We start from the raw sequence: 11910 nt of genomic DNA on the forward strand, positions 1-11910 counted from the left end.
CGCGTGTCGCCGTAACGCGTACGGGCGCTGTGGCGCTGCGGGGCGCGCGGGCTTTCCAACCGGCGGTGCGCACATTACATTGTCAATCATCCATGGGAGCGCTTCCATGGCACACGCCGCCACCGCCGCCAGTGGCCGTGCCGTCCGACGCCGTCCCGCGTTGGTGCGACCGCTCGCGGCGCCTCCGACAGGAGACCGCCATGCGCCACCCCACCCGGCCGGTCCCCGGCCGCTTCCGGCCACCGGCCACCGACCAGCCCTGGCCACGCCGGCTGCTGGCCGCCGGCGTCGCCCTGTTCGCCGGGCTCGCCCTGGCGGTGGCCGCGCCGCCGTCCGGGCCCGCGTCCGCCGCGCCGGCCTTCAACTACGCGGAGGCGTTGCAGAAGTCGCTGTTCTTCTACGAGGCGCAGCAGTCCGGCCGGTTGCCCGACTGGAACCGGGTCTCCTGGCGCGGCGACAGCGCGCTCACCGACGGCGCGAACGTCGGGCTGGACCTCACCGGCGGCTGGTACGACGCCGGCGACCACGTCAAGTTCGGCTTCCCGATGGCGTTCAGCGCCACGATGCTCGCCTGGGGCGCGGTGGAATACCGCAGCGGCTACACGGCATCCGGGCAACTGCCACACCTGCTCAACAACCTGCGCTTCGTCAACGACTACTTCATCAAGGCACACCCGTCGGCCAACGTCCTCTACGGACAGGTCGGCAAGGGCGACGACGACCACAAGTGGTGGGGTCCGGCCGAGGTGATGGCGATGGCGCGGCCCGCGTACAAGATCGATGCGAGCTGTGGCGGCGCGGACCTGGCGGGGGAGACGGCGGCGGCGATGGCCGCGTCCTCGATGGTGTTCCGGCCCACCGACGCGGCGTACGCCGACCGGTTGCTCGGGCACGCCCGGCAGCTCTACACGTTCGCCGACACGGTGCGGAAGTCCTACCACGAGTGCATCACCGACGCGACCAGCTTCTACCGCTCCTGGAGCGGCTGGCAGGACGAGCTGGTCTGGGCCGCGATCTGGCTGCACCGGGCTACCGGCGAGGCCAGCTACCTGGCGAAGGCCGAGAGCGAATACGACAAGCTCGGCACCGAGAACCAGTCCACCACCCGCTCCTACAAGTGGACCATCGCCTGGGACAACAAGCAGTTCGGGGCGTACGTGCTGCTGGCGAACCTGACCGGCAAGCAGAAGTACGTCGACGACGCCAACCGCTGGCTGGACTACTGGACCGTCGGGGTGGACGGGCAGCGGGTGCCGTACTCGCCGGGCGGGATGGCCGTGCTCGACTCCTGGGGTGCGCTGCGTTACGCGGCCAACACCTCCTTCGCGGCACTGGTCTACAGCGACAAGACCACCGACACGACCCGCAAGGCGCGCTACCACGACTTCGCCGTCCGGCAGATCAACTACGCGCTCGGCGACAATCCGCGCAGCTCCAGCTACCTGATCGGGTTCGGGGCAAACGCGCCGAAGAACCCGCACCACCGCACCGCGCACGGCTCCTGGTGGGACAGTCAGACCGTCCCCGTGGGGACCCGGCACACCCTCTACGGCGCACTGGTCGGGGGCCCGTCCTCGGCGAACGACGCGTACAGCGACAGCCGGTCGGACTACGTGATGAACGAGGTGGCCACCGACTACAACGCCGGCTTCACGTCCGCGCTGGTCCGGCTGACCTCCGAGTACGGCGGCAGCCCGCTCGCCGGTTTCCCGGTCGCCGAGACGCCGGACATCGACGAGCTGACCGTGGAGACCACGGTGATGCAGGCCGAGCCCCGGGCCACCGGGCTCAAGGCGATCGTCTACAACAAGTCGGCGTTCCCGGCCCGAGCGCTGACCGACGGTCGATTCCGGTACTACTTCCGGCCCGACGGCACCGGCCCGGTCCAGGTCACCGCCGGCTACACCCAGGGCTGCCCGTCCCCGACCACGGCTAAGCAGTTCAGCGGTGACATCTGGTACGTCGAGGTGGACTGCACCGGGCACACCATCGCGCCCGCCGGGCAGTCGCAGCACCGGATGGAGGTCCAGTTCAAGATCGGCGTGCCGGAGGGCGGCACCTGGGACCCCACCAACGACCCGTCGTACCAGGCCACCGCCGGGCCGAACCGGAAGGTGCCGCTCTACTCCGGCACCACCCGCGTCTGGGGCGACGAGCCGGGGCCGGCCGTGCCGGACACCACCGCGCCGAGCGTGCCGGGCAAGCCCGTGGCGTCCGGCCTCGCGCCCCGCTCGGTCACCCTCAACTGGGCGGCGTCCACCGATACCGGCGGCAGCGGGCTGGCCGGGTACGAGGTCCGCGAATTCCTGGTCGGCAACAACGTGGTGGTGAACCGACCCGTCACCGGCACCACGCTCACCATCTCGACGCTGCTGCCGGAGCGGACGTACGAGTTCTCGGTCGTCGCCCGTGACGGCGCGGGCAACACGTCGGCGGCCTCGTCGGTGCTCACCGTGACCACGCCTCCCGCCGGCAGCGCCGACACCACCGCGCCGAGCGTGCCGGGCACCCCGGTCGCCTCGGCGGTCACCGCCACCGGTCTCAGCCTGAGCTGGGCGGCGTCCACCGACAACGTCGGCGTCACCGGCTACCGCGTCTACCGCGAGGCCGGCGCCACCGACCCGCTGGTGGGCTCGCCGACCGGCACCACGCTGGCGGTGTCCGGGCTGACCGCCTCGACGGCGTACCAGTTCTACGTGGTCGCCGTGGACGCGGCCGGCAACACCTCCGCGGCGTCCGCGCCGGTCGCGGTGACCACCGCGCCGCCGCCGGTCGGCGGCACCTGCACGGTCGGGTACGCCACCACCGACTGGAGCACCGGCTTCACCGCCACGGTGACGATCACCAACACCGGCACCAGCGCGATCAACGGCTGGACGCTGCGGTTCAGCTTCCCGGGCGGGCAGACCGTCAGCCAGGGCTGGTCGGCGACGGTCAGCCAGAGCGGCGCGGCGGTCACGGCAGCGAACCTCTCCTACAACGGCACGATCGCGCCCGGCGCGTCGGTGAGCTTCGGCTTCAACGGCGCCCACACCGGCACCAACCCGAAACCGACCGCCTTCACCGTCAACAACACCGCCTGCACCGTCGCCTGAACCGCACCGCAACGAGATCTTGGACAGTTGCCGTTCTCGTCGGAACGGCAACTGTCCAAGATTTACTTCCGTTGACGTGGGACGGGGTAGCGGGAGCCGCTACGTCGACCCGTGTTCCCGCGAGATCTCATCGGACGACCGGCGATAACCTGTCGCGATTCGGGGCAAGCTGGCCTCGTGGCGGAGTTGCTGACCGTCGGCCACGGCACAGCCGACCGGGTGCGGCTGGGGGAGTTGCTGATCGGGGCCGGGGTGGCCCTGGTGGTGGACGTGCGGAGGTACCCCGCCAGCCGCACCAACCCAGACGTACGGCGGGAGGAGCTTGAGCGGTGGCTGCCCGAGTACGGGATCGACTACCGCTGGGAGCCGAGCCTGGGTGGACGCCGGCACGTCCCGGCCGGCGAGCCCGCGCCGGACACCTGGTGGAAGGTCGCGGCGTTCCGGGCGTATGCCGCGTACACCCGCACTCCGGAGTTCGACGTCGCCCTGACCGGGGTGCTGGCTGACGCGGCCCAGCGGACCACTGCGGTGATGTGCAGCGAGAGCCTCTGGTGGCGCTGCCACCGTCGGTTGATCGCCGACGTCGCGGCTCTCGGTCGCGGAGTGCCGGTGGCCCATCTCCTGCCGAGCGGGCGGCTCAGCACCCACCAACCCGCCGAGGGCGCCCAACGACTCCCCGACGGGCACCTGCGCTGGGACGGTTGAGGCTCCCGCTCACTCCACGAGATCGTCGTTACCGCTGCTCGGCGGCGCCGGCGGGATGCGGCGCGGTGAGCGCGCGCAGGACGTGGGCGATGAGGGAATCGAGGTGGCTGGGGTCGGGCATGCCGAGGTGAAGGGCCATGCGGTGGTAGAGCGGGCCGTACAGCAGGTCGAGCGCGACGTCGAGGTCGGCGTCCGCGGGTAGCTGGCCGGTCTCCTGGGCTCGGCGGAGCCGTTCCTTGAACGTGGCGATGCGCGGTTGGATGAGGCGTTCCCGCAGGTCGCGGGCAAGGTCTGGGTCGTGCAGTGCCTCACCGATCAGTCCGATGGCGGGCGAACTGTGCGCCGGGGTGAGCAGGCCGATGACCTCGGTCAACAGGGCACGTAGGTCGGTGGCCAGATCACCGCTGTCGGGCGGGTTGGCGGCGACACTCGCTGCCTCGTCGAGGAGCTCTAGGACGACCGCGCCCTTGGACGGCCACCACCGGTAGATGGTCTTCTTGCTCACCCCGGCACGGGTGGCGATGGCCTCGATGGTCAGCCGCCCGTAACCGCCCTCGCCGCAGAGTTCCTCGGTGGCGGCGAGAATCGCCCGTCGGCTGCTCTCACTGCGCCGCGCGGCGTTCGGTGCTTTGGACATCCCCCTATTTTAGGGGAAACGGAACGTGTCGTGTTGACACCGGTCGCGTTCTTGATCATTATCTCGGGGAAACGACACGTGTCGTTTACCTCTGTCCAGACCGGGTCGGCCGGTGTTCGTTCTTGGAGGCTTCGTGCCCGTTGGTTATGTGTTCACTGTGGCGCTGCTCGCCTGGTGCACCTTCTTCGCCGTTGTCGCGCCGCGCCGACCCCAACCGCTGGCGACCCTGAGTTTCTGGTTCGGTCTGATCCTCAACGAGGTGCCGTTCCTGGGCGTCCTGGCCCTGCTGGCCTCCACGGCACTGGCCGCCGCCCAGGGCGATCTGGAGTCATCGGGCGCCAAGGTGACGGCCGCGATCGCGGCCGTCACCCTGGCCGGGCTGGCGGTCTCCGCCTGGCGGGGCGTGCGGACCGATCGGGTGGTCAGGCAGGCCCTCGACCAGGGGCTGGGAGCCGACTGGCGAAATCGTGTGCAAGCACCGCTGCGCAGGCACCGGCCCTGGGCCCGCATCCTGCTGCTACCGGGCCTGATGGGGCGGCGTGACGTGGAGCGGATCCCCAACATCAGCTACGGGGACGCCGGACGCCGGAATCTCCTCGACATCTACCGCCGCCGCGACGCGCCGCAAAACGCGCCGGTCCTGATCTACTTCCACGGCGGCGGCTTCACCAGCGGAGCGAAGAACCGCGAGGCACGGCCGCTGCTGTACCAACTCGCCAGCCGGGGATGGGTGTGCATCAGCGCCAACTACCGGCTGCGGCCGCAGACTTCTTTCCCCGGCCATCAGATCGATGCCAAGAAAGTCATCGCCTGGGCCCGCGAGCACGCCTTTGAGTACGGTGCCGATCCGTCGCGGCTGTTCGTGGCGGGCAGCTCTGCCGGCTCCAACCTGGCGGCCATGAGCGCACTCACCCCGAACGACCCGGCGTTCCAGCCCGGATTCGAGTCCGCCGACACCTCGGTCACCGCCGCGATCTGCCTCTACGGCTACTACGGCTACTACTTCGGCGAAACGCCCGACCAGGCGCCGTCCCCGAATCAACCATGGGCCTATCTCCACCGCGACGCGCCGCCGTTCCTCATCGCCCACGGCACCAAGGACGCCCTGGCAACCGTCGAAGCCGCCCGCGACTTCGCCGGCCGGCTGCGCCAGACCTCCTCCAACGCCGTGGTCTACGCCGAACTGCCCGGCGGACAGCACGGGTTCGACCTCTTCCACTCCCCGCGCTTCGAGGCGGTCGTGGACGGCGTCGAAGCCTTTGCCGCCTGGGTCCTGGCTGTTCCACAGCGCACTCCCGACTCAGCCCGCTGAACGGGCGCACCGTCCGCCGGGGCGCTGGGACGGTTGAGGCTTGCGCTCACTCCACGAGATCGTCGGCGAGCAGGTCCATCAGCAGGCCGTCGTGCCAGCGCCCGTCCGCGCCGCGTTCGTAGCGGCGCAGCACGCCCACCGGGCGGAAGCCCACCTTCGCGTACGCCCGGATCGCGGCGCTGTTCGCCGCGGCCGGGTCGATGGTGAAACGGTGGTGGCCGTACTCGTCGATCAGGTGTCGGGCCAGGGTGCGGATGGCGTCACCGCCGAGGCCGGCGCCACGCACCGCCGGGTCGAGAAAGATGTCCAGGCTGGCGTGCCGGTAGTCCGGGTCCGGCTCGGCGTGCCACTGGATCGCGCCGACCACCCGGCCGTCGTGCTCGACCGCGTAGACGTGCAGGTCGTCGTCGGCGAGGTCGGCACGGACGGAATCGGCCAGGTCGTCGCCGCCCCGCCACCACCGGCGGACCTCCGGGTCGGCCCGGATCTCCGCGAGGAGCGGCACGTCCGCGACCGTCGCCGGTCGCAGTGTCACCGCTCGCCCGCGTAGCACCGGCTCAGCCTCGCATCTCGCCGTGTTCGACGCACAGTGCCGACCAGCCGACCGGCAGCACCTGCACCTTCATTCGACGGCGACACCGCGTGCAGAACCGGGGCGGCTCCAACTGGCGGGCTGCCGCGCAACCCGGATGGGCGGCGCCCGCCGGCTCACCGCACCGGTCGCACCACAGCTCGGTCGTCATGCTCGTCACAGCGTGGCGGAGAGCGCCTTGACCGGCATCTTCAACTCGTCCAGCAGGTCCAGGTCGGCGGTGGCCGGTCGACCCAGCGTGGTCAGGTAGTTGCCGACGATGACCGCGTTGATGCCGCCGAGCAGACCCGCGCGGGTGCCCAGGTCACCGAGGGTGATCTCCCGACCGCCCGCGTACCGCAGGATGGTGCGCGGCATGGCCAGCCGGAACGCGGCGATGGCCCGCAGCGCGTCCTTGCCCTCCACCACCGGGCGGTCGCCGAGCGGGGTGCCGGGACGCGGGTTGAGGAAGTTGAGCGGCACCTCGTGCGGAGCCAGCTCGGCGAGCTGCGCGGCGAACTCGGCCCGCTGCTCGACGGTCTCACCGAGGCCGAGGATGCCGCCGCAGCAGACCTCCATGCCGGAGTCGCGGACCATCCGCAGCGTCTCCCAGCGCTCCTCCCAGGAGTGCGTGGTGACCACGTTGGGGAAGTACGACCGGCAGGTCTCCAGGTTGTGGTTGTAGCGGTGCACACCCATGTCGACCAGGTCGTCGACCTGCTCCTGGCTGAGCATGCCCAGCGAAGCGGCGACCTGGATGTCGACCTCGGCCTTGATGGCGGCGACGCCCTCGCGCATCTGCTTCATCAGGCGGGCGTCCGGGCCGCGCACCGCGGCGACGATGCAGAACTCGGTCGCCCCGGTCTTGGCGGTCTGCTTCGCCGCCTCGACCAGCGACGGGATGTCCAGCCAGACCGAGCGCACCGGGGAGGCGAACAGGCCGGACTGGGAGCAGAAGTGGCAGTCCTCCGGGCAGCCGCCGGTCTTCAGCGAGACGATCCCCTCGACCTCGACCTCCGGGCCGCACCAGCGCATCCGTACGTCGTGGGCGAGCTGCAGGGCGGCGGGTAGGTGCTCGTCGGGCAGGTTCAGCACCGCGAGGATGCCGGCCTGGTCGAGGCCGACACCGTCACCCAGGACCTGGGTCCGGGCCTGGTCGAGGATCTCTGGCATGGCTCGTACCCTACAAGGCCCCCCGGAAAGCCGGAATGACCTGGCAGCCCGTCGGCCCCCTCGCACCGAGTGGATCCGTCGGGCCGATGATGGCGGGTGGTAATTTCGCCCGGCAGGTGTCGGGCTGACCGGCGCGGACGGCGGCGAAGGGGTGACGGTGGCGGACTGGCTGGCGGCGCTCGACCGCCGCGCGGAGTTGCGGGCGAAGGCCGGGCTGACCCGACGACTGCACCCGCGTCCCGCCGGCGATCAGATGACCGATCTGGCCGGCAACGACTACCTCGGCCTGGCCGCCCACCCGGAGGTCACCGCCGCGGCTGCGGCGGCTCTGTCGGCGTACGGGCTGGGGGCGACCGGGTCGCGCCTGGTGCGGGGCTCCACCGACGCCCACCACGCGCTGGAGGACGAGCTGGCGCAGTGGCTGGGCACCGACCGTGCCCTCGTCTTCTCCTCCGGCTACCTGGCCAACCTCGGGGCGCTGCGGGCGCTCGTCCGACCTCGGACGCTGCTCGTCTCCGACGCGCACAACCATGCGTCCCTGATCGACGGCTGCCGGATCTCCGGTGCGGAGACGGTGGTCACCCCGCACGCCGACGTGTTGGCGGTCGCCGCCGCGCTGGAGGCCGCTCCGGGCCGCCCGGCGGTGGTGGTCACCGAGTCGATCTTCTCGGTCGACGGTGACCTCGCCCCGCTGACCCAACTACACGCGGTGGCGCGCCGTCACGGTGCGCTCCTGCTGATCGACGACGCGCACGCGCTCGGTGTGACCGGTCCGGCCGGCGCGGGTGCGGTCGTCGCCGCCGGGCTGGCCGGTGAACCGGACGTGGTGGTCACCGCCACCCTGTCCAAGGCGCTCGGTGGCGCGGGTGGGGTCGTCGCCGGCCCGGCCGAGTTCGTCCGGCACCTGGTCGAGACCGGACGTACGTTCATCTTCGACACGGCACTGCCACCGGCGGTCGCCGCCGGTGTGCACGCCGCGCTGCGACTGGCGCGGGTCGGCGACGACCTGCGCCTGGAGTTGTCCGACCGGGTGGGGTTGGCGGTCGGTCGACTGCGTGCCGCCGGGCTGACCGTCTCCGCTCCGGACGCGGCGGTGGTCTCGGTGACCGCGCCTGGGCCGGAGGCGGCGAGCGCCTGGGCCGCCGACTGCCGGGACCGGGGTGTCGCGGTGGGCTGTTTCCGGCCGCCGTCGACCCCGGACAGCCGCTCCCGCCTGCGCCTCACGGTCAGCGCCGGGGTGCCCCGGGCGGATTTCGAGCGGGCCCTGGAGGTCATCGTGGACTGTGCACCGTGAGCGCGAGGAGTGAGCCGGGTTTGCGAGCCCCGCAGTCGCGAGCAGAGGCGACCCCATGAGCGGGTGGGAGGGGCCGGTTCTGGTTACCGGGACCGACACCGAGGTCGGCAAGACCGTGGCGACCGCGGCGATCGCGGCCGCCGCGCAGGCCGCCGGGCTGCGGGTGGCTGTGGTCAAGCCGGGCCAGACCGGTACGGCCGGCGGTGAGCCCGGTGACGTGGACGCGGTCAATCGGCTGGCTGCCCCGCTGACCGGGCGGACCCTGGCCAGTTACCCGGACCCGCTCGCCCCGCTGGCCGCCGCCCGGGTCGCCGACCTGCCGCCGCTGGAGTTGTACGCGGCGGTGGACGCGGTCCGTGACGAGGCCGACAAGCACGACCTGGTGTTGATCGAGGGCGCGGGCGGGTTGCTGGTGCCGATGGGGCTGCGTCCGTCGGGTGAGCCGTGGACGATGGCTGACCTGGCGGTGTCGCTCGGTGCGCCGGCGGTGGTGGTCGCCCGGGCGGGGTTGGGCACGCTCAACCACACCGCGTTGACATTGGAGGCGCTCGACCGGCGTGCGGTGCCGGCGGGCGTGGTGATCGGGGCCTGGCCGACCAGGCCGGAGTTGGTGCACTGGACCAACCTCACCGACCTGGTGCCGAACCTGCTCGGGGCGCTGCCCGACGGCGCCGGTGCGATGGATCCGGGCGTGTTCCGGCGTTCCGCGCCGGGTTGGCTCACCCCGGCCCTGCACGGCGTGCTCGACGACTGGCGGGTCTGGGCCGAGGAGAGCGGCTGAACACCTGACGTTCGTCGGTGTCCGCCCAGGTCGTGCGTGGGTAGCCTGACGGCCGTGCGGATCCCCGACCTCTCGACGCCAGGCTCGCTGGACCGGCGGCGTCGCCTGCTGCTGGACGCGCTGCTCTGGGCGGTGGTCGCGGCCCCGGTGGGTTACGCCGGGCTCAGCCCGCCCTACCCGCGGTGGGCGTTGCCGCTGCTGGTCGGGAAGCTGCTGCTGCTCGGCGCGGCGGTGGTGGCGAGTCGACGCGCACCGTTGGTCGCCCTGGTGCTGGTGGTGCTCGGGTCGGTCGTCGATGGCAACTTCGTGTTCGCCATCCCGGTCTTCAGTTACCTGGCGGGGCGGCGCAGCGCGACCGCGGCCCCGGCGGCCGTGGTCTTCGTGGTGATCGCGGGCGGTGGCACGGCGCTCAACCTGGGGTTGCTCGGCACCGGCGCGGGCACCTGGTTCCTGCTCGCCTCGGTGCTGCTCTTCGCCGCGGTGTTCCCCTGGTTGGTGGGCCGGTACCGGCGTCAGCAGCAGGAGTTGGCCGACGCGGGTCGTCGCCACGTCGAGGCGCTGACCCGTGAGGAGCGTGGCACCGCCGAGCGGATCCGGCTGCGGGAACGGGCCCGGATCGCCGGGGAGATGCACGACTCGCTCGGTCACGACCTCAGCCTGATCGCGTTGCGTGCCGCTGCCCTTGAGGTCGCCGCCGACCTCGACGATCGACACCGGGCTGCGGCGGGGGAGTTGCGGGCCAGCGTCTCTGCCGCGACCGAACGACTGCACGAGATCATCGGGGTGCTCCGCGAGGAGGGCGGTGCGTCGGTGCGTCCGAGCGGGGAGACCGTCGCCGACCTGGTCGACGGTGCCCGGGAGGCCGGCATGGCGGTACGGATGGACGCCGCCCCGGCGGTCGCTGACCTGCCAGCGATGACCGGTCACGCGGCCCACCGGGTCGTCCGTGAGGCGCTGACCAATGCCGCCCGGTACGCACCGGGTGCCCCGGTCGACGTGCGCCTCGCCCGGGACGGTGACCGGGTCGAGGTGAGTGTCGTCAACGGTGCCCCGCAGGCTGGGCCGTTGCCCGCGCCGACGTCGCAGGGCAGCGGGTTGCTCGCCCTCGCCGAGCGGGTCCGTCTCGCCGGTGGGACGCTCGACGCCGGCCCCCGCGACGACGGCGGATTCGCGGTGCGGGCGGCGCTGCCGGTGAGCGCGCCGCCGTTGGAGGAAATCGAGCTGGTGGGCCCTGGGGCGGGTCTGGCAGTGCGGCCCGGCGACGGCAGGCCGGGTCCGGTGGAGCGGCCGGTGGATGCGGAACGGCGGCTGAACGACGCCCGCCGACGAGTCCGGCGCAGTCTCCTCGTGGCGCTCGTGGCACCGGCCGGCTTCGCCCTGGTGCTCTCCCTCGTCTACTACCCGGTGGCGACTGCCGGGACGGTGCTGGACCGGGCCACGTTCGACCAGATGCGCCTCGGCACGGCCAGGTCGGAGTTGAACGGTCTGCCCCGGCGGCAGTTGGAACGCCCCACCGCCGCCGACCGGGCCGACTGCGAGTACTACACCGACGGCAACTTCCCCCTGGCGCAGCCGACCTGGCGGCTCTGTTTCAACGATGGCCGGCTGGCCAGCAAGGAGTGGATCGCGTAGTGAACACCGACATGGCCGGGGCACCGCCGGTCCGGGTCGTCCTGGCCGACGACGAGGCGATGATCCGGGCGGGTGTCCGGGCCATCCTCGCCACTGATCCCGGCATCGAGGTGGTCGCCGAGGCCGGCGACGGACACGCGGCGGTGGAGCTGGTCCGTGCGCACCGACCTCGGGTCGCGCTGCTGGACATTCGGATGCCACGGCTGGACGGGCTGGCCGCCGCCGCCGAGATCCGCCGGGTCGTGCCGGAGACCGCGACGATCATGTTGACCACGTTCGGCGAGGACGACCACGTGGCTCGGGCGCTCGGGCACGGCGCCAACGGGTTCCTGCTCAAGGCCGGCGACCCGCGTGAGCTGATCGCGGGTGTGCACGCCGTCGCCGACGGTGGGGCGTACCTGTCGCCGAAGGTGGCCCGTCGGGTGCTCGAGCTGGGTGCCGGAAGGCTGGCCCGCCGGCCCGTCGCACGGGACCGTACGGCTGGGCTGACCGAGCGGGAACGGGAGGTGCTCGCCCTGGTCGGGGCGGGGCTGTCCAACGCCGAGATCGCCCGCCGGCTGCACCTGGTGGAGGGCACCGTGAAGAGCTACCTGACCAGCATCTTCACCCGGCTGGACGTGCGCAACCGGGTGCAGGCGGCGATCCTCGCGTACGAGGCGGGGTTGGTCGACGGCTGAGCGGGGACCGGTGCGGTCCCCGCTCAGCCGGTG

The 11910-nt window shown here is 72.0% G+C and carries 11 protein-coding genes; 7 read left to right on the forward strand and 4 right to left on the reverse strand.

What is annotated here, in order from left to right:
• Positions 1 to 200: 200 nt before the first annotated feature.
• Complete coding sequence (locus tag JOD64_RS22435) at positions 201 to 3095, forward strand: glycoside hydrolase family 9 protein (RefSeq protein ID WP_204944011.1); 2895 nt, start codon at positions 201 to 203, stop codon at positions 3093 to 3095.
• Positions 3096 to 3272: 177 nt separating this feature from the next.
• A complete protein-coding gene (locus JOD64_RS22440; RefSeq protein WP_204944012.1) occupies positions 3273 to 3800 on the forward strand; it encodes a DUF488 domain-containing protein in 528 nt (175 codons plus the stop codon).
• A gap of 28 nt (positions 3801 to 3828) precedes the next feature.
• On the opposite strand, the gene JOD64_RS22445 is transcribed toward JOD64_RS22440, so the two are convergent.
• Positions 3829 to 4437, reverse strand: coding sequence for a TetR/AcrR family transcriptional regulator (locus tag JOD64_RS22445; protein ID WP_204944013.1), 609 nt, complete (start codon positions 4435 to 4437; stop codon positions 3829 to 3831).
• Between the two features lie 157 nt (positions 4438 to 4594).
• Here JOD64_RS22445 and JOD64_RS22450 point away from each other — a divergent pair, with 157 nt between their 5' ends.
• Entirely contained in the window at positions 4595 to 5749 is a 1155-nt protein-coding gene (locus JOD64_RS22450) for an alpha/beta hydrolase (protein ID WP_204944014.1), read from the forward strand.
• A gap of 46 nt (positions 5750 to 5795) precedes the next feature.
• On the opposite strand, the gene JOD64_RS22455 is transcribed toward JOD64_RS22450, so the two are convergent.
• The 3 genes from JOD64_RS22455 to bioB are packed head-to-tail and all read right to left on the reverse strand — an operon-like array spanning position 5796 to position 7493.
• Positions 5796 to 6302 carry a GNAT family N-acetyltransferase gene (locus JOD64_RS22455; protein WP_204944015.1) on the reverse strand — a complete coding sequence of 169 codons (507 nt, stop codon included), beginning with the start codon at positions 6300 to 6302 and terminating at the stop codon, positions 5796 to 5798.
• Positions 6303 to 6306: 4 nt separating this feature from the next.
• On the reverse strand, positions 6307 to 6501 hold the full coding sequence (gene bsaP / locus JOD64_RS22460) for a biotin synthase auxiliary protein BsaP (RefSeq protein ID WP_372434179.1): 195 nt from the start codon (positions 6499 to 6501) through the stop codon (positions 6307 to 6309).
• The gene (gene bioB, locus JOD64_RS22465; protein WP_204944017.1) at positions 6498 to 7493 is read right to left on the reverse strand and encodes a biotin synthase BioB; all 996 of its coding nucleotides are present in this window, start codon (positions 7491 to 7493) and stop codon (positions 6498 to 6500) included. Before bioB ends, bsaP begins: the two co-directional genes overlap by 4 nt.
• A gap of 157 nt (positions 7494 to 7650) precedes the next feature.
• Here bioB and JOD64_RS22470 point away from each other — a divergent pair, with 157 nt between their 5' ends.
• Genes JOD64_RS22470 through JOD64_RS22485 form a run of 4 tightly spaced genes read left to right on the forward strand, consistent with a single transcriptional unit; the run spans position 7651 to position 11877 of the window.
• Positions 7651 to 8787 (forward strand): 8-amino-7-oxononanoate synthase, encoded by a 1137-nt coding sequence (locus tag JOD64_RS22470; protein WP_204944018.1) that lies wholly within the window; start codon positions 7651 to 7653, stop codon positions 8785 to 8787.
• Positions 8788 to 8842: 55 nt separating this feature from the next.
• On the forward strand, positions 8843 to 9568 hold the full coding sequence (gene bioD / locus JOD64_RS22475; protein ID WP_184183104.1) for a dethiobiotin synthase: 726 nt from the start codon (positions 8843 to 8845) through the stop codon (positions 9566 to 9568).
• 54 nt (positions 9569 to 9622) lie between these two features.
• The gene (locus JOD64_RS22480; protein WP_307813558.1) at positions 9623 to 11200 is read left to right on the forward strand and encodes a sensor histidine kinase; all 1578 of its coding nucleotides are present in this window, start codon (positions 9623 to 9625) and stop codon (positions 11198 to 11200) included.
• Positions 11201 to 11211: 11 nt separating this feature from the next.
• Complete coding sequence (locus JOD64_RS22485; RefSeq protein WP_204946189.1) at positions 11212 to 11877, forward strand: response regulator; 666 nt, start codon at positions 11212 to 11214, stop codon at positions 11875 to 11877.
• The last annotated feature ends 33 nt before the right edge of the window (positions 11878 to 11910 follow it).

The sequence above is a fragment of the Micromonospora luteifusca genome (assembly GCF_016907275.1).
Taxonomy (GTDB): domain Bacteria; phylum Actinomycetota; class Actinomycetes; order Mycobacteriales; family Micromonosporaceae; genus Micromonospora; species Micromonospora luteifusca.